The organism is Pseudomonas sp. RIT-PI-AD (genome assembly GCF_025642785.1).
Taxonomy (GTDB): domain Bacteria; phylum Pseudomonadota; class Gammaproteobacteria; order Pseudomonadales; family Pseudomonadaceae; genus Pseudomonas_T.
Genome location: NZ_JANZKU010000005.1, coordinates 36750 through 53327 on the forward strand (window position 1 = coordinate 36750; position 16578 = coordinate 53327).

The window sequence follows — 16578 nt, forward strand, 5'->3', positions numbered from 1 at the left end:
TTCGATTCTCCACGCAGCCAGAACCCGCGTCCTCGGGGGAAGGCTACCCTGTGCGGTTGCGCTACCCTGCCAGACCCCCTTCATTTCGCCGCAGGCCGCTTCGGCGCGCCCCCCGGGAGCGTTCGATGGATGTCCGCAAGGCCGACCGACGTGGTGTCGCCGAGCACGGCTGGTAGCAGTCGCGCCCCAGCTTCTCCTTCGCCGACTGTTTCGATCCGCAGCAGGTGGGTTTTCCGACCTGCTGGTGATCAACGGCGACCGCGTCGCGCCGGGTATGGGCTTCGGCGAGCACGGCCATCGCGACATGGAAACATGTGCTACGTACCGGACGGTGCCGCGCGCGCCCACGAATGGCCACAACGCTCCGCCTGATCGCCTGCGCCATTCTGGTGCGGGCACGCCCGGGTTTTGATACCGGTCAATGAGCGATCCGCCCGAGTCGTCGATGCTTGGCTCCACTGTCCCCATCGTGGGGAGCGAGGAGTAGTCATGAGTAGTATGAAACGGGCGGTTCTGGCGGCGGCGATCGGGATGGCGGGCCTCTTCATGGTCCTGCCTGCGGCACAGGCGGCGGGGGCCGCGGAAATCATGGCGAGCAGCCGCGACCAGGCGCCCGATCTGGCCAGCCTGCCCCATGAGCGTGTGCAACTGGTGCGCCCACCCTTCATCCACGCCCACGACCAGGTGGCCAAGGGCGGCCCGAAAGTCGTGCAGTTCACCCTGCCGATCCAGGAAAAGGACATCGTGCTGGACGCCAAGGGGACGACCATCCACGGCATGACCTTCGGCGGCTCCATCCCCGGGCCGATGCTGGTGGTCCACGAAGGCGACTACGTGGAAGTGACCCTGGTCAACCTGGCCAGCAACACCATGCCCCACAACATCGACTTCCACGCCGCCACCGGCGCCATGGGCGGCGGCGACTTCACCCATGTCTCCCCCGGCCAGCAGGTCACCCTCCGCTGGAAGGCTACCCGTCCCGGCACCTTCGTCTACCACTGCGCCCCCGGCGGCTCGATGACCCCCTGGCACCTGGTGCAGGGCATGCAGGGCGCGGTGATGGTGCTGCCCCGCGACGGGCTGAAGGACGAAAAAGGCCAGCCGTTGAAGTACGACCGCGCCTACTACATCGGCGAGAGCGAGTTCTACGTGCCCAAGGACGCCCAGGGTGCCTACAAGCGCTATGACTCCCTCGGCGCGTCCATGGGCGATACCCTGCAGGCCATGCGTGGCCTGGTGCCCACCCACGTGGTGTTCAACGGCGCGGTCGGGGCCCTGACCGGCGAACATGCGCTGCGCGCGAAGGTGGGCGAGCGCGTGCTCTTCGTGCACTCCCAGGCCAACCGCGATACCCGCCCGCACCTGATCGGCGGCCACGGCGACTACGTCTGGGAAGAGGGCAAGTTCAACAACCCGCCGCTGCGCGACCTGGAGACTTGGTTCATCCGCGGCGGCTCCGCCGGTGCCGCGCTGTACAGCTTCCGCCAGCCGGGTACCTACGTGTACCTCAACCACAACCTGATCGAGGCCATCGAGCTGGGCGCCGCCGCCCAGGTGGTGGTCGACGGCGACCGTTGGGACCACGACCTGATGACCCAGCTGGGCCCGGTCGCCCCGATCAAGGCCGACACCGACCTGACCCTGCCGGTGGAGGCTCCGGCCGCCGCGAACTGATCCTGCGTGGACGAAAAGCCCGGCCTGGCGCCGGGCTTTTTCATTGTCGCCGGCGACCGCCCGGAGTGAACCCTCGGCGCGCCGACGATCCGGGGGCTGGCACTGGGCCCGCTTCGAACCGTCCGTCCGGTCGATTTCGTCGCCTGGACGCGGGTGCCTCGGCTGGCGGCCAGGATTCATCGGGAACTGGTGGAACAGCGCCGAAAGACGCACACGGCACGGCCGGTCCCGAGGCTTACCGTTGGTCCGCCCGGCGCTCAAGCCCGCGCCTCTCCCGACGATAGCCTGGTCGACGCCGCACGCAGGATCGCGTGAGCGCTTTCCACGCCTGCCCGGAATGAGGATTGTCGAGGGCAGCACCCAAAGTGCCTATCCGATGATCGATCTCAGTGTTTGGAATCTCACGCTTCCCGAGCAGGTCCCGCTGCGGACCATCGAAACCCGGCAGATGCAGTCCGGCTACAACAGCAAGTACTTCTACCGCAATGGCAACTCGTTCGTTTTCTGGGCGCCGGTCACCGGAACCGCCACCGGCAACAGCGATTTTCCGCGCAGCGAACTGCGCGAGGTCTACCCCGACGGCAAGGCGCGCAACTGGCTCTACAGCGAGGGCAATCATGTCCTCAGTGCCCGCCTGGCGGTGAACAAGGTGCCGTCCACCGGCCAGATCGTCATCGGTCAGGTGCACGCCAAGGACAACCTCACGCCCTACGTGAAGCTGGTGTATAGCCAGGTGAAGGGGGTCGGGTATGTTCAGGCCTACCTGCGCCAGCGGCCCAACGACGTGAAGAGCCCGTTGGTCATGACCTACAAGAGCATGCCGCTGGACTACTTCTTCGACTACAGCATCACCATCACCCGGACCGGCCAGTTGATGATCGATATCGCCGGGCAGCAGTACGTCAACCGCATCGATCCCAGTTGGGCCGGCAAGCATTTCTACTTCAAGGCGGGGGTCTACACCCTGGACAACCGGGGCCCATCGACCGAAGGCGGGCAGGCCGAATTCGCCGACCTGAGCGTGGTGCACCAGAACTAGAGGCTCGATACCGTCCCCGGACGTTCGCCCTCGCGCCGCGAGGATCGCAAAGGCAGGAAAAGCCCGGCGTCGTGCCGGGCCTTTCGTGGGCGGCCGGTGCATGGGCGCTCCTGGCAAGGCGCCTTGAACCATCTCGCCCCGCCGCTCATCCGGATGGGATGTCCATCGTTCCTCGAAGCGCATTTTCTTCCTGGACAGTGGTGGCCAGCCGGTGGCGATCCCTCATCCGTCATGGCGTCACCCCCTGGGCTCCGCTCACGCCCCCGGCATCGGCTGGACCTCACCGATGGCGTGCTTGAGCTTTTCGATTTCCCGGCGCATCCGCTCGGTTTCCTCGGCGTCGAGGGGGCGTTCGGCGTATTCGCGGCTGAGGAAGAGGATGACGTCGTTGCCGTCGGGCTCGTCGGCGTAGGCGGGGTGGGCGGCGATGTCCGCCAGCAGGCCTTCGGTTACCGGGGCGACGTGAAAATGAACGCTGAAGCCCGTGGAGAAGCCCAGTTTGTAGACGATCACCTTGCGCGGCGCGTAGACCCGGCGCAACAGCCGCTCCGTGCGCTGCAGCACCGGGCCCAGCGCCTGCAAGGCGTCCGCGGGGAGCGCGTGGAGCTCCGTGACGGCGGCACGGGCTGCGACGATCAGGTAGCCGGGGTAGCGCGCATCGCGTCGGTGGCTGACGTGCCAGTGCGCGGTCGCGAAGATCAGGTGGTCAGCCATGGTCGAGGGTCGCCTGAAGTCAATGGGCCGGTGTCGAACGCAGGGACGCCGGGCGTGCGGAGGACGTCGCGTCCCTCCGCTCGCGGGTTGTTCATCCCGCCTGCCGCTGTTCGCGGCGGAATTCGCCCGGCGTGGCGCCGCTCCAGCGCTTGAAGGCGCGCTGGAAGGCTTCCGCCGAGGCGAAGCCGAGCAGGTAGGCGATTTCGCCGAAGGCCAGCTCGGTGTCGCGAATGTAGGCCATGGCCAGGTCGCGGCGAGTGTCGTTGAGGATGGCGCGGAATTGCGTGCCTTCCTCGGCCAGCTTGCGCCGCAAGGTCCAGGTGGGCAGTTGCAGGTGCGCGGCGATTTCCCCCAGATCCGGCTCGCGGCCGTGCAGCAGCGGGCCGAGCAGGCGGGTGACCCGTTCGCGCAGGCTGCGGGTGCGGGTCAGTTGCTCCAGCTCGCGCTCGCAGAGCTCGCGCAACTGGGCCCAGGTGCTGGGGCAGTGTTCCACGCCCGGCAGCGCCAGGGTCTGGGCGGACAGCCGCACCTGGTTGGCCGCGGCGCCGAACTCCACCGGGCACTCGAACAGCTCGGCGTAGCGCTCGGCGTAGGCGGGCGCGGGGAATTCGATCTCGACCCGCTCCACCGGCAGGCGCAGGCCGGCGAGCAGGCCGAGCTGGCGGGTCCAGCCGGACAGCACCGAATCTACCACGAAGCGGTTGTAGCGGTTGTACGGGCTGATGGAGTAGAAGCGCAGCCAGGCGCCGCCCGGGTCTTCGTGGAGGCTCGACTGGCCGCGGTAGTTATGGGCGTAGAGGGGTTCGAAACGGGTCAGCATCCGCGCGGCCTCGCCGACGCTGGGAGCCTGGGCCGCGGTCACCCCGGCCAGTCCCGCCTGGCTGAGGCGGCTGTGGCGACCCATGCGCAGGCCGAGGCCCTCGTCGCCGGTCAACTGGATGGCGGCGTGGCCGAGGCGCATGTAGCGCGGGATCGACAGGCGTCCGCGGGGCTCGCCCAGGCGCGTCGCGTCCAGGCCGTACTGTGCCAGCAATGGCGCGGCATCCCGATCCAGGGCCTGGATCGCCGCCACCAGGCTGTCGACGAAGCCCACCGAGAGGTCGCCGAGGCGCACCCGCGCTGGTTTCATCGTGGCCTACAGCCAGAGGTTGATCAGGCGCGCGCCACGCCCGTCTTCGGCGAGCTGCGTGCCGTCCTGGCCGAGCACCAGGCTGCGCCCGGCGCTGCCCAGGTCCCATAGCCGCCCGCGCATGAACACCGCGATCCCGGCCTCGGCACCGCTGGCGCGCAGGCGCGCCGCGGGGCTGGCGAACACCGGCGTGGCGGTGGCGGTGCAGGCGTTCGGCTGGAGCGGGGCGGGCAGGGCCGCCAGGCGATAGGCCTGGTCTTCGCGGTGGGCGCTGAGGAACGCGGGCACGGCCAGCAGTTGCGCGCCATGCCGGGCCAGTTCGGCATGGCTGGCGAGGTCGTCGCTGTCGGCATAGAAGAGCACGCCGAGGCGCCCCGCGGGGGTGTCCACCACGCCGAGGGCGTCGCGCCGGGCGCTGCCGGTCACCCGTCGCTCGCCACCCACCGGCAACACCTTGCGTTGCGGCTGGCCGAGCGGTTGGCCGTCGCGGGCGAACACCAGGCTGACGTTGTACAGCGGGCCGTCGCCGACCCGCAGGGTGGCGCGCTCCACCCGGGGTTCGGGAAGCACGATGGAGCCCGCCACCAGGGTCACGCCGTAGGCGCGGGCGAGCCCGCCGAACAGCGCCTGGTAGTCGGCGGCCATGCGCTCGGCCTTCATCCGCAGCAGGGCGTCGCCGAGGCGATCCTCGCCTTCGGCGCGGACCAGCGCGGTCAGGGTGCTCAGCGGATTGCCCAGGGCCAGCCAGGCCATGGCTTCGCCCAGGGTGCGCGCGCGGTACAACTGATCCTTTTCGCCGGTGGCCACCAGCCAGGTGCCGATGTGCTCGGGCAGCACCACCACGGTCTTGTCGTTGAGCAGCCCTTCGTCGCGGGCCTTGTCCAGATAGGCGGCGAGTTTCAGCCGCAAGCGCCCGACGCTCTGGTAGTCGGCCGGGAAGAGTTCCGGCTGGATGCCCACCAGGTTGCCGCGTCCGCTGGCCTGGCCGCGGCTGAAGTCGAGCCGGCTGCGCAGGTCGGACAGGTAGTGGGCGGCGGGGCGCTGCAGGGTCCAGGCCGCATAGCTGCCGAAGAGCGCCGACAGCAGCAGGATGCCGGACAGGGTGAGCGAGGGTATGCGCATGGGCTTCGCGGCTCGAGGGTAAGCGGCCAGGGTAAGCGGCGGGCCGTCGCTTGCCAAGCCCGGTTGTGCGTTTCGATCAGTGAGTTGTCATTTTCGATCATTGAGCGACCGGTGCCCGCTCTTTATCGTCTGCCGCACAACCGATCGGCGCCCGCGTAGGCGCCGGCATTTTCATCCGTGAATGCATCGCCCGATGTGGAGGACGCCATGACCGCCGCCCCTTACCCGCACCTGCTCGCGCCCCTGGACCTGGGCTTCACCACCCTGCGCAACCGTACCCTGATGGGCTCGATGCACACCGGCCTGGAGGAAAAGCCCGAGGGCTTCGAACGCATGGCGGCATATTTCGCCGAGCGCGCGCGGGGCGGCGTCGGCCTGATGGTCACCGGCGGCATCGGCCCGAACGTGGAGGGCGGCGTCTACTCCGGCGCGGCCACGCTGAGCACCGAGGAAGAAGCGGCCAAGCACCGCATCGTCACCCAGGCGGTGCACGAGGCGGGCGGCAAGATCTGCATGCAGATCCTCCACGCCGGGCGCTATGCCTACAGCCCGAAATCGGTGGCGCCGAGCGCGATCCAGGCACCGATCAACCCGTTCAAGCCCCACGAGCTGGACGAGGCGGGCATCGAGAAGCAGATCGCCGACTTCGTCACCTGCGCGCGGCTGGCCCAGGTCGCCGAGTACGACGGCGTCGAGATCATGGGGTCGGAAGGCTACTTCATCAATCAGTTCCTCGCCGCCCACACCAACCAGCGCGACGATCGCTGGGGCGGCAGCTACGAGAACCGCATGCGCCTGGCGGTGGAGATCGTCCGCCGGGTGCGCGAGGCGGTGGGGCCGAACTTCATCATCATCTACCGGCTGTCGATGCTCGATCTGGTGGAAGGCGGCAGCACCTGGGAGGAGATCGTCACCCTGGCCCGGGCCATCGAGGCGGCCGGCGCGACCCTGATCAATACCGGCATCGGCTGGCACGAGGCGCGTATCCCGACCATCGCCACCAAGGTGCCGCGCGCGGCCTTCACCAAGGTCACCGCCAAGCTGCGCGGCGCAGTGAAGATCCCGCTGATCACCACCAACCGCATCAACACCCCGGAAGTCGCCGAACGGGTGCTCGCCGAAGGCGACGCCGACATGGTGTCCATGGCGCGGCCGTTCCTCGCCGATCCGGAGTTCGTCGCCAAGGCTGCCGCCGGACGCGCCGACGAGATCAACACCTGCATCGGCTGCAACCAGGCGTGCCTGGACCACACCTTCAGCGGCAAACTGACCACCTGCCTGGTGAACCCGCGCGCCTGCCACGAGACCGAGCTGAACTACCTGCCGACCGCCCAGGCGAAGAAGATCGCGGTGGTGGGCGCGGGCCCCGCCGGGCTGGCCGCCGCCACCGTCGCCGCCCAGCGCGGGCACCGGGTGACGCTGTTCGACGCCGCCAGCGAGATCGGCGGTCAGTTCAACGTGGCCAAGCGTATCCCCGGCAAGGAAGAGTTCTACGAGACCCTGCGCTATTTCGGCCGCAAGCTGGAGACCACCGGCGTCGAGCTGCGCCTGAACCAGGTGGCGACCGTGGACACGCTGGTGGCCGAGGGCTTCGACGAGATCGTCCTGGCCACCGGGGTGGTGCCGCGTACCCCTGACATCCCTGGCATCGACCATCCGAAAGCCATCGGCTACCTGGACGCCATCCTTCAGCGCAAGCCGGTCGGGCAACGCGTCGCGGTGATCGGCGCCGGTGGCATCGGCTTCGATGTCTCGGAATTCATCACCCAGGAAGGCCGCTCCACCAGCCTCGACCGCGAGGCCTTCTGGCGCGAGTGGGGCATCGACACCCGGCTGGAGGCGCGGGGCGGCGTCGCCGGCATCCGGGCACAGCCCCATCCGGCGGCGCGCGAGGTGTTCCTGCTGCAACGCAAGAAGGCCAAGGTAGGCGATGGCCTCGGCAAGACCACCGGCTGGATCCACCGCGCCGGCCTGAAGATGAGGCGCGTGCAGATGCTCAATTGCGTGCAGTACCTGAAGATCGACGACGATGGCCTGCACATCCGCGTCGGCGAAGACGCGCCGCGGCTGCTGCCGGTGGATACGGTGATCGTCTGCGCCGGCCAGGACCCCCTACGGGAACTGCAGGAAGGCCTGCTGGCCGCCGGGCAGCGCGTGCACCTGATCGGCGGTGCCGACCTGGCCGCCGAACTGGATGCCAAGCGCGCCATCGACCAGGGCTCGCGGCTAGCCGCCGCGCTGTAGCGACCGGCGCCAGCCCGGACCGCCGGGGCCGAGCCGGTCCCGGCGCGAAGGAAATTTTTTTCTTCGCTACCAACCCGTTCACAGTTTTCGCTGCGCGCCGGCGTCCTGGCGACGGAAAGCGCCAGGCTCTGCCAACCCAGTCACAGTGTTGCGACCGGCGTTTCCCCTAGACTGGCGAAAAAAGACCGGCGCCGGCCTCGGGCGCGCCGCGTCTGTCCCGTCCGGGACATACCCCGTTGGCCTGGAGGACACCCGATGAGCATGCAGAGCAAGCCACGCATGGTGGAAGCCGTCATGTTCTTCAACGAACGCGGCATCTGCAAAGAAATGCTGTTCACCGAGTTCGAGGCGATGCTCGACGGGGTGGTCAACATGGCGGAGTTCGCCGACCAGCAGATGCGCGTCGCCTACGTCTTGATCAATCCCCGCCTGCTGCTGCGCTCGGTGGTGTTCTTCTATCTGGATTTCGATGAGCAGGGCCAGGCCGACGGCGGCTGGAACATGCCTTTGCGGCACCTCGCCGAACGCGCCGGGCGCGGCCCCGACCTGGGCGCCGGGCCGATTCGCCTGGCGTGCCGCAGCCAGTGCCCGGTGTCCTGGCACCAGATGCACATGTGGGACCCGAGCCTCGCCCCCGCGCAGAACGACCTGGTGCTGCTGCGCGATGCGGCCAAGCGCAACAACCTCGGCATCCTGGTCGAGGACGACGCGCCGCCGGTCGAGCCGCAGCGCCTGCAGATGGCCCCCGAAGACAAGTGGTACGCCGCCGACCCTTCCCTGGAGGCGGCCGAGCAGCTCGCCGCGAAGCTGGACGGCGAGCACCGCCTGAAGACCGCGCAACTGATCAAGCAGCAGCGCCTGCGGATCCAGAGCCTGACCCAGCAACATGAAGAGGAACTGGCGCGCTTCAAGCTGGCCGCCGAGGAGCAGCGGAAAGCCCTGGCGACGGAAATCCAGGCCCTGCGGCAAGCGTTGCGCCAGCAGGAGAGCCTGCATGCCAGCCTGAAGACCCAACTGGCCACCCAGGGCGACAGTTTCCAGAAGAGCCGCGAGGAAATGAGCCGGCAGTTGCGCGCCCTGGAGCGCCACGGCCGCACCGAGGCGGACATCCTGCGTGCCCAGTTCGATAACGAATTGCAGGCGAAGATCGCCGCCGCGGTCATCGAGTACAAGGAGCAGATCGCCATCCGCGACGTCGAGCTGGCCTACCGCAACGAGCTGGATACCCAGTTGCAGGAGGAAATCGACCGCCTCAAGCAGGAGCGCGACCGCTTCGCCAGCCTCAGCGGCGACCAGATCCTCGAGCGCCTGGCCAAGCTCGGCGTGGTCTTCGTGGTCTACCACCCCGGCGCCGGCCACCTGACCATCGCCCTGCAGGACATCGCCCGCTACCAGGACAACCCGCTGGCCTACGCCGCCGCCAAGTGTTTCGTCTCCGAAGCGCAATACCGCCAGTGGCTGGGCCATTACCAGCAGCCCACCTGCGAGGCCGCGCTGCCCGGCGGCGAGCGCTGCGCCATGCCCATCGACCGGGTCGACTCGCCGAGCCGCTTCGTCCCCGGCGACTCTAACTGCTGCGCCCGGCACAAGGCGACCAGCCGCGTGCGCGCACTGAACTGACATTGCCGCTGCGCCTGCCCGACTGGCGCCCGCGCGCGCCGTTGCACGCCCTGATGTTCGACTGGCTGGCGCGGGCGGGTGTCGAACTGGCCCTGCTGCGTCTGGATCGTCTCGATCCACTGATCTCCGGCAACAAGTGGTTCAAGCTCGAGCCGCACCTGGCCCGCGCGGCGCGCCTGGGCGCCGAAGGCCTGATCAGCCTGGGCGGCGCCCACTCCAATCACCTGCATGCACTCGCCGCGGCGGGGCACCGATTCGGTTTCGCCACCGCCGGTCTGCTGCGCGGTCATCCCCAAGACACGCCCACCGTGCGTGACCTGCAAGCCTTCGGCATGCAGTTGCACTGGCTCGGCTATGGCGGCTACCGGGCACGCCACCAGCCCGGTTTCTGGGCGCCCTGGCGCGCCTTGCGGCCCGAGTTGCTGCCGGTGCCGGAGGGCGGCGGCGGGCTGGAGGGTGCCCGCGGTTGCGCGCAACTGGTGGAGCAGGTCCGCGCCGGCCTGCCGGGGCTGGGCTGGACCGATTACGACGCCCTCTGGCTGGCGGTGGGCAGCGGCACCACCCTGGCCGGCCTGGTCCTCGGCGAGGCGGGCCGGCACCCGGTGCACGGCGCCCTCGCGGTGCCCGCCGATCATGGCGTCGAGGCCCAGGTGGGGCGACTGCTGCGGGAGGCCGGGCGGGAAGATGCCGGCTATCGCCTGACGGATGCCAGCCGCTGCGGCTTCGCCCGGCTGGACCCCGAGCTGGCGGCCTTCCTGTTCGCCTGCGAAGCCGAGGCTTCGATCGAGCTGGAGCCGCTGTACACCGCCAAGGCGCTACTGGCTTTGCGCCAGGCGGTCGAGAGCGGTCATATTGCCCGGGGTACGCGGCTGGTGATGCTGCATACCGGCGGCCTGCAAGGGCGACGCGCCTGTCTGCCGCGCTTGCGCGAACTGGCTGGCTACACTCAAGGCGATGGCGTCAGGGAGGCCCCATGAGCGAACCGCTGAATCCCGAACAATTGCGCAGCCTGACGCCGCTGAACGTCCTCTCCGAGCAGCAGTGGCGGGAGCTGCGCGGGCAGTTGGTGCCACAGCCGCTGCTGGCCGGCCAGGTGCTGTTCCGACGCGGCGATCACGCGCGAATGACCTATTACCTGCTCTCCGGCGAATTGCTGTTGTGCGATGCCGAGGGCCGCGAAGAGAGGCTGGTCGCCGGCAGCCGCGCCAGTTGCCACCCGCTCTCGCCGAGCCTGCCGCGCTTGCAGGAAGCCCGCGCGCTCACCGAGGTCAGCCTGCTGGCGCTGGACAGCGCCACCCTGACGCGCCTGGTGACCTGGCGCTCGGCCTATCAGGACCTGCTGCTCGAACTCGGCCAGGACGGCGAGGACATCGAATGGCTGGAGCGCCTGCTGGAGAACCCGCTGTTCGCCAAGGTGCCGCCGGGCAACGTGCGCGCCATGCTCGCCCGTTTGCGGCGCCTGGACCTGCCGGCCGGGCACGAGGTGTTGCGCGAGGGCGAGGCCGGCGATTGCTGTTATTTCCTCAAGGCCGGGCGCGCCGAGGTGATCCGCGGCGCCGCCAGCGAGCAACAGGTGCTGGCGGAGCTGGAGGTCGGCGCCTGCTTCGGCGAGGAAGCGCTGCTGGCCGACCGCCCGCGCAACGCCACGGTGACGCTGCTCGAGGCGGGCACGGTGCTGCAACTGGACCGCCAGGACTTCTTCGCCCTGCTCAAGGCGCCGGTGGTCGACGAAGTCTCCCTCGGCGAGGCGGCGCGCCTGCTCGGCAGCGGCGCGCAATGGCTCGACGTGCGCCTGCTGGAGGAGTACCAGCGCGGGCACGCCCACGAAGCCCTGAGCATGCCGCTGAACCTGTTGCGGCTGAAGGCGCGGCTGCTGGACAAGGCGCGCACCTACCTGTGTTACTGCGACAGCGGCAAGCGCAGCGCCAGCGCGGTATTTCTGCTCTCGCAACTGGGTTACCGGGCCTATGCCTTGCGCGACGGGCTGGACAGCCTGCCGGCGGTGCAGCGCGACGGCTTGCTCTGCGAAACCGGCTCGGGCTACCTGGCGCGCTCCGGCGGGCGCACCGAGCGCAGCCGCTAGGGACGCGGCGTCGCGTCGCGCGGCGGGTGGTCCGTGGCCGGCCACGCATCGGGCACCAGGAAACAGCGCTCGCGTTCCTCCCAGCCACCCTCGGCGCCGGGTTCCAGGCGTGCCAGCAGGATGGCCGGGGCAGGGACCTCCAGAGCGCCCCGCCAGGATTCGCAGTCCAAGGTCGGGGGCGGTTCTTCCAGGCGCAGCGGCGCCAGCCAAGCCATGCGTGGCACCGGCTGCCAGCGGCCTCCCGGGCATTCCGCCTGCAACTTCCGCCAATCGCGCCGAAACAGCCAACGGCCGCGCGAGTGATGGGAAGGGGCGCCGGGCGGCGGCGGGCAGCCTTCCCGCCAGGGATAGAACAGATAACCGCCGAGCCACAGACCGGGCTCGGGCGCACCCAGGCCGCGCCCGGCGAGCAGGGCCAGGGTGGATGGGTGGGCCGACAGCGGCAACTGGCGCTCCCGCAGGTGCGCCAGCTTGAGGTCCAGGCGGTCATGCCGGGACGGGCCGATCCAGCGGGTCGTGCCGCTTGCGTCGCGGTGACCCAGGTAGAACTTCACCGCCAGTTCCAGGTGGTGGAGGCCCTCGGCGTCGCGCAGCAGCAGGTCCAGTTCGCCGAGGGTGCGGCCGTCCTGGCGGATGGCCAGGTTGTTGGCCAGCAGCTCGATGCCCGGCGCCTGCCCCAGGGCGAACTGCCAGAGCCTTTCGTAATAGCGCCCCAGGCGAGGATTCGCCGGCTCGGCCAACCCCGCCAGCAGCGGCGCCGGATCCCGTTGCAGGGCCAGCAGCCAGTCGGCCAGCGCGGAGGGCCGCGCCGCCCATTCGCTGGCCTGCAAGGGATGCCGCTGCGGGGCGCCGGGCGTCGCCAGCAGGGGCGGGGAAAGCAGCGTCCAGGCCAGGTCGCGCAACGTGGCGCCACGCAGGCGGCGCGGCAGGTCCTGAAGTTCGGCGAAGGGCGTCATGCGCGCAGCATACCCGCGCCGGCGGGCTTCGCGCAGGCCCGTCCGGCCGTGGCGTTTGCCGCTGCGCCGGGCTTTCGCCCATAATCGACGCCTACCGCCCGCCGCAGAGAGCCCCATGGAGCAATTCCGGAACATCGGCATCATCGGTCGCCTGGGCAGTGCCCAGGTCCTTGACACCATCCGCCGGCTGAAGCGCTTCCTGCTCGACCGCCAGCTCCATGTGATCCTCGAAGAAACCATCGCTGAAGTGCTGCCCGGCCACGGCCTGCAGATTTCCTCGCGGAAGAATCTCGGCGAAGTCTGCGACCTGGTGATCGTGGTCGGCGGCGACGGCAGCATGCTCGGCGCCGCGCGGGCCCTGGCCCGGCACAAGGTGCCGGTACTGGGGATCAACCGCGGCAGCCTGGGCTTCCTCACCGACATCAAACCCGACGAACTGGAAGTGAAGGTCGCCGAGGTGCTCGACGGCGAGTACATCGTCGAGAGCCGTTTTCTGCTGGAGGCGGAAGTTCGCCGCCATGGCGAGGCCATCGGCCAGGGCAACGCGCTCAACGACGTGGTGCTGCACCCCGGCAAGTCGACCAAGATGATCGAGTTCGAGATGCACATCGACGGCCAGTTCGTCTGCACGCAGAAGGCCGACGGGCTGATCGTGGCCACGCCCACCGGCTCCACCGCCTACGCGCTGTCCGCCGGCGGGCCGATCATGCATCCCAAGCTGGACGCCATCGTCATCGTGCCGATGTGCCCGCACACCCTGTCGAGCCGGCCCATCGTGGTGGACAGCAACAGCGAACTGAAGATCGTCGTCTCGCCCAACCTGCAGATCTACCCGCTGGTTTCCTGCGACGGCCAGAACCACTTCACCTGTGCCCCCGGCGATGCCATCACGGTGAACAAGAAGCCGCAGAAGCTGCGCCTGATCCACCCCATCGATCACAATTACTACGAGATCTGCCGGACCAAGCTCGGCTGGAGCAACCGGCTGGGCGGGGTCGATTGATGATCCTCGACCCGGATCGCGGCTACGACCTGATCGGCGACATCCACGGCTGCGCCCACACTCTCGAGCGCCTGCTGAGCGAGCTCGGCTACCGGCTCCAGGGCGGCGTCTGGCGCCACCCAGGGCGCATGGCGCTGTTCCTCGGCGACCTCATCGACCGCGGTCCGCGCATCCGCGAGACGCTGCACCTGGTGCACGGCATGGTCGAGGCCGGTGAGGCGCTGTGCATCATGGGCAACCACGAGTACAGCGCCCTCGGCTGGAGCACGCCGGCGCCGGCCGACAGCGGCCGGGCCTTCGTCCGCGAGCACACGCCGCGCCACGCGCGGTTGCTCAAAGAAACCCTGGAGCAGTTCGAGGCCTACCCGGACGATTGGCGCGACTTCCTCGCCTGGTTCTACCGCCTGCCGCTGTTCATCGACGCCGGACGCTTCCGCCTGGTGCATGCCTGCTGGGATGCCGGCCTGATCGGGGCCTTGCGCGCGACCCATCCCGACGGGCGCATCGACGCGGCCTTCGTCCGCGCATCGGCCTCGCCCGCCAGCTTCGCCTCGCGAGTGGCCGAGCGCCTGCTGCGCGGCACCGACCTGCCGCTGCCCCAGGGCATGGCCCTGACCGGCCGCGACGGCCTGACCCGCACGGCGTTCCGCACCAAGTTCTGGGAGGAAGACCCGCAGACCTATGGCGACGTGGTGTTCCAGCCCGATGCCTTGCCCGAGCACGTCGCCGAGCGGCCCTTGAGCCCGGCGCAGAAGGCCAACCTGTTGCTCTACGGCGCCGACGAGCCCTTGCTGTTCGTCGGCCACTACTGGCGGCGCGGACGCCCGGCGCCGATCCGCGACAACCTGGCCTGCCTGGACTACAGCGCGGTGATGCATGGCAAGCTGGTGGCCTACCGGCTGGACCGGGAAACCCGCCTCGACCCGGACAAGTTCGTCTGGGTCGAGGTCGAGCGCGCGGGAGCCCTGCCATGAAGCCGGTGGAAGCCCTGCGCCTGCCCCTGGAGCGGGACCTCCAGGCCTTCGTCGGCCTGTTGCTGCGCCTGCGCGTGCCGCACCGGATCAGCGAGGAGTCCGGCGAACAGGTGGTCTGGGTGCCGGACGCGCGCCTGGCCGAGGACGTGCGCGCGCTCTATGCGCGTTTTCCCGAAGGCGAAGCCGAGGCCGCGCGGGTGGTCCAGGTGCCCGCCGCCGGCGACGGGCGCCTGCTGCGTCAGGCGCGTTCGAGCCCGCTGACCCTGCTGGTACTGCTGGCGGCGCTGGCGGTTTCCCTGGCCACGCTGATGGGCGAGAACCTCGCCCTGGTGCACTGGCTGACCTTCGTCGATTTCAGCGTCCACGGCGACTACCTGTGGTTCGCGCCATTCGCCGAGACCCTGTCCAGCGGCCAGTGGTGGCGGCTGTTCTCGCCGATCCTCCTGCACTTCTGGATTCCCGGCATGGGCCCCCTGCACCTGGTGTTCAACGCCCTGTGGTTCTGGGAGCTGGGGCGCCGCATCGAGGCGCATCAGGGCCGCTGGATGCTGCTCGGGCTGACCCTGGCGTTCGGCCTGGTTTCCAACGCCGCTCAGTACCTGTTCGGCGGGCCGACCATTTTCGGCGGGTTGTCCGGGGTGCTCTACGGCCTGCTCGGGCACTGCTGGCTGTACCAGTGGCTGGCGCCGAACGCCGCCTTCCGCCTGCCGCGCGGGGTGGTGGCGATGATGCTCGGCTGGCTGGCCATCTGCCTGACCGACGTCTTCTCCCTGGGCGGCGTCGCGGTGGCCAACGCCGCCCACGTCGGCGGCCTGCTGGCCGGTTGCGTCACCGGGCTGCTGGGCGGTGCGCTGGCGCGCCGGCGTCGCTAGACTGGTCGCCCTTCCATTTTCCTTTCTCGCCCCCGGGAGCCCTGCATGTCCTCGTTCGCCCAATTGATCAGCAACATCACCCCCGACGTCTACGAAAGCCTCAAGCTGGCGGTGGAAACCGGCAAATGGTCGGATGGCCGCAAGCTGACCCAGGAACAGAAGGAGCTGAGCCTGCAGGCGATGATCGCCTACGAGGCCAAGCACCTGCCGGAAGAACAGCGCACCGGCTACATGGGCGAGCAGCAATGCGCCTCCAAGGGCACTCCGGTTCCCAACATCCTGCTGAAGTCGGACGCCCTGCACTGATGGTCGAGCTCGGCCGTGGCGCCCTCAGCAAACTCTCCGTGCAACTGGACTCGCCGGTGCGCTACGCCTTCCGCCTCGGCGAATCCGAGGTGCAGGTCAACCCGCTGATCGGCCGCCGCCTGCGCCTGGAATACCTCGGGGCGATCCACTGCAGCCATTGCGGGCGGCGCACCAACAAGAGTTTCGCCCAGGGCTACTGCTACCCCTGTTTCACCTCGCTGCCGCAGTGCGACATCTGCATCGTCAGCCCGGAGAAATGCCACCACGAGTGGGGCACCTGCCGCGACCCGGAGTGGGGCCAGCGCTTCTGCATGAGCGACCACATCGTTTACTTGGCGAACTCGTCGGGGATCAAGGTCGGCATCACCCGCGCCAGCCAGATTCCCACCCGCTGGATCGACCAGGGCGCGCGTCAGGCGCTGCCGATCCTGCGGGTGGCGACCCGCCAGCAATCCGGCCAGGTCGAGGACCTGCTGCGCAGCCAGGTGGGCGATCGCACCAATTGGCGCGCCCTGCTCAAAGGCGAGGCCCCGGAGTTGGACCTGGCGGCGTTGCGCGACAGCATCCTCGGGGCTTGCGCCGAGGGCCTGCTGGCGTTGCAGCAGCGTCACGGCCTGCAAGCGATCCAGTTGCTGACCGGGATCAAGCCCATCGACATCCGCTACCCGGTGGAGGCTTATCCGAGCAAGATCGTCAGTCTCGATCTGGACAAGACACCGGTGGTCGAAGGTACCCTGCACGGCATCAAGGGCCAGTATCTGATCCTGGATACCGGCGTGATCAATATCCGCAAGTACACGGCCTACCAACTGGCCGTGCACGCTCACTAGAGGCACGAAGCC

Annotated in this window: 15 protein-coding genes and 1 pseudogene; 12 read left to right on the forward strand and 4 right to left on the reverse strand. The window is 69.1% G+C overall.

What is annotated here, in order from left to right; genetic code table 11:
* Positions 1-125 precede the first annotated feature (125 nt).
* The 3 genes and pseudogenes from OGL92_RS05900 to OGL92_RS05910 all read left to right on the forward strand — a co-directional run.
* Positions 126-310: pseudogene (locus tag OGL92_RS05900) on the forward strand (pirin family protein); the annotation flags it as partial.
* Between the two features lie 278 nt (positions 311-588).
* Positions 589-1674 (forward strand): copper-containing nitrite reductase, encoded by a 1086-nt coding sequence (gene nirK / locus OGL92_RS05905; protein ID WP_263142111.1) that lies wholly within the window; start codon positions 589-591, stop codon positions 1672-1674.
* A gap of 376 nt (positions 1675-2050) precedes the next feature.
* Entirely contained in the window at positions 2051-2713 is a 663-nt protein-coding gene (locus tag OGL92_RS05910; RefSeq protein ID WP_263141645.1) for a polysaccharide lyase family 7 protein, read from the forward strand.
* Positions 2714-2968: 255 nt separating this feature from the next.
* On the opposite strand, the gene OGL92_RS05915 is transcribed toward OGL92_RS05910, so the two are convergent.
* From OGL92_RS05915 to OGL92_RS05925, 3 genes are all read right to left on the reverse strand, one after another.
* The gene (locus tag OGL92_RS05915; protein ID WP_263141648.1) at positions 2969-3427 is read right to left on the reverse strand and encodes an HIT domain-containing protein; all 459 of its coding nucleotides are present in this window, start codon (positions 3425-3427) and stop codon (positions 2969-2971) included.
* A 91-nt stretch (positions 3428-3518) separates the two neighbouring features.
* Positions 3519-4556, reverse strand: a complete 1038-nt coding sequence (locus tag OGL92_RS05920) for an AraC family transcriptional regulator (RefSeq protein WP_263141651.1) — start codon at positions 4554-4556, stop codon at positions 3519-3521.
* Between the two features lie 6 nt (positions 4557-4562).
* On the reverse strand, positions 4563-5678 hold the full coding sequence (locus OGL92_RS05925; protein WP_263141653.1) for a carbon-nitrogen hydrolase family protein: 1116 nt from the start codon (positions 5676-5678) through the stop codon (positions 4563-4565).
* Positions 5679-5885: 207 nt separating this feature from the next.
* Between OGL92_RS05925 and OGL92_RS05930 the strand changes: the two genes are divergently transcribed.
* The 4 genes from OGL92_RS05930 (at position 5886) to OGL92_RS05945 (ending at position 11625) form a co-directional block, all read left to right on the forward strand.
* On the forward strand, positions 5886-7922 hold the full coding sequence (locus tag OGL92_RS05930; RefSeq protein WP_263141655.1) for an NADPH-dependent 2,4-dienoyl-CoA reductase: 2037 nt from the start codon (positions 5886-5888) through the stop codon (positions 7920-7922).
* 255 nt (positions 7923-8177) lie between these two features.
* Positions 8178-9542: a chromosome partitioning protein ParA gene (locus OGL92_RS05935; protein ID WP_263141656.1), complete on the forward strand. Its 1365-nt coding sequence runs from the start codon at positions 8178-8180 to the stop codon at positions 9540-9542.
* Positions 9543-9595: 53 nt separating this feature from the next.
* Positions 9596-10519, forward strand: a complete 924-nt coding sequence (locus OGL92_RS05940; protein WP_263142112.1) for a pyridoxal-phosphate dependent enzyme — start codon at positions 9596-9598, stop codon at positions 10517-10519.
* On the forward strand, positions 10516-11625 hold the full coding sequence (locus OGL92_RS05945; RefSeq protein WP_263141657.1) for a cyclic nucleotide-binding domain-containing protein: 1110 nt from the start codon (positions 10516-10518) through the stop codon (positions 11623-11625). The genes OGL92_RS05940 and OGL92_RS05945 overlap by 4 nt, the downstream gene beginning before the upstream one ends.
* Here OGL92_RS05945 and OGL92_RS05950 read toward each other — a convergent pair.
* Positions 11622-12581: a DUF1853 family protein gene (locus tag OGL92_RS05950; protein ID WP_263141658.1), complete on the reverse strand. Its 960-nt coding sequence runs from the start codon at positions 12579-12581 to the stop codon at positions 11622-11624. The two genes, OGL92_RS05945 and OGL92_RS05950, sit on opposite strands and share 4 nt — an antisense overlap.
* A 115-nt stretch (positions 12582-12696) precedes the next feature.
* On the opposite strand from OGL92_RS05950, the gene OGL92_RS05955 reads away from it, so the two are divergent.
* From OGL92_RS05955 to OGL92_RS05975, 5 genes are read left to right on the forward strand one after another with little or no spacing between them, the layout of a single operon-like run.
* Positions 12697-13584, forward strand: a complete 888-nt coding sequence (locus OGL92_RS05955; protein WP_263141659.1) for an NAD(+) kinase — start codon at positions 12697-12699, stop codon at positions 13582-13584.
* Between the two features lie 2 nt (positions 13585-13586).
* Complete coding sequence (locus tag OGL92_RS05960; protein WP_263142113.1) at positions 13587-14558, forward strand: metallophosphoesterase; 972 nt, start codon at positions 13587-13589, stop codon at positions 14556-14558.
* The gene (locus OGL92_RS05965; RefSeq protein WP_263141661.1) at positions 14555-15430 is read left to right on the forward strand and encodes a rhomboid family intramembrane serine protease; all 876 of its coding nucleotides are present in this window, start codon (positions 14555-14557) and stop codon (positions 15428-15430) included. Before OGL92_RS05960 ends, OGL92_RS05965 begins: the two co-directional genes overlap by 4 nt.
* A 45-nt stretch (positions 15431-15475) precedes the next feature.
* Positions 15476-15736 carry a DUF1315 family protein gene (locus OGL92_RS05970; RefSeq protein ID WP_263141662.1) on the forward strand — a complete coding sequence of 87 codons (261 nt, stop codon included), beginning with the start codon at positions 15476-15478 and terminating at the stop codon, positions 15734-15736.
* Positions 15736-16566, forward strand: coding sequence for a DUF2797 domain-containing protein (locus tag OGL92_RS05975; protein ID WP_263141664.1), 831 nt, complete (start codon positions 15736-15738; stop codon positions 16564-16566). The genes OGL92_RS05970 and OGL92_RS05975 overlap by 1 nt, the downstream gene beginning before the upstream one ends.
* Positions 16567-16578 lie beyond the last annotated feature (12 nt).

Excerpts from the sequence above, each read along its gene's own strand:
- nirK (WP_263142111.1), top strand. The coding sequence starts at position 589 with ATGGCGAGCAGCCGCGACCAGGCGCCCGATCTGGCCAGCCTGCCCCAT.
- OGL92_RS05910 (WP_263141645.1), top strand. The coding sequence starts at position 2,051 with ATGATCGATCTCAGTGTTTGGAATCTCACGCTTCCCGAGCAGGTCCCG.
- OGL92_RS05915 (WP_263141648.1), bottom strand. The coding sequence starts at position 3,427 with ATGGCTGACCACCTGATCTTCGCGACCGCGCACTGGCACGTCAGCCAC.
- OGL92_RS05920 (WP_263141651.1), bottom strand. The coding sequence starts at position 4,556 with ATGAAACCAGCGCGGGTGCGCCTCGGCGACCTCTCGGTGGGCTTCGTC.
- OGL92_RS05925 (WP_263141653.1), bottom strand. The coding sequence starts at position 5,678 with ATGCGCATACCCTCGCTCACCCTGTCCGGCATCCTGCTGCTGTCGGCG.
- OGL92_RS05930 (WP_263141655.1), top strand. The coding sequence starts at position 5,886 with ATGACCGCCGCCCCTTACCCGCACCTGCTCGCGCCCCTGGACCTGGGC.
- OGL92_RS05935 (WP_263141656.1), top strand. The coding sequence starts at position 8,178 with ATGAGCATGCAGAGCAAGCCACGCATGGTGGAAGCCGTCATGTTCTTC.
- OGL92_RS05940 (WP_263142112.1), top strand. The coding sequence starts at position 9,596 with ATGTTCGACTGGCTGGCGCGGGCGGGTGTCGAACTGGCCCTGCTGCGT.
- OGL92_RS05945 (WP_263141657.1), top strand. The coding sequence starts at position 10,516 with ATGAGCGAACCGCTGAATCCCGAACAATTGCGCAGCCTGACGCCGCTG.
- OGL92_RS05950 (WP_263141658.1), bottom strand. The coding sequence starts at position 12,581 with ATGACGCCCTTCGCCGAACTTCAGGACCTGCCGCGCCGCCTGCGTGGC.
- OGL92_RS05955 (WP_263141659.1), top strand. The coding sequence starts at position 12,697 with ATGGAGCAATTCCGGAACATCGGCATCATCGGTCGCCTGGGCAGTGCC.
- OGL92_RS05965 (WP_263141661.1), top strand. The coding sequence starts at position 14,555 with ATGAAGCCGGTGGAAGCCCTGCGCCTGCCCCTGGAGCGGGACCTCCAG.
- OGL92_RS05970 (WP_263141662.1), top strand. The coding sequence starts at position 15,476 with ATGTCCTCGTTCGCCCAATTGATCAGCAACATCACCCCCGACGTCTAC.
- OGL92_RS05975 (WP_263141664.1), top strand. The coding sequence starts at position 15,736 with ATGGTCGAGCTCGGCCGTGGCGCCCTCAGCAAACTCTCCGTGCAACTG.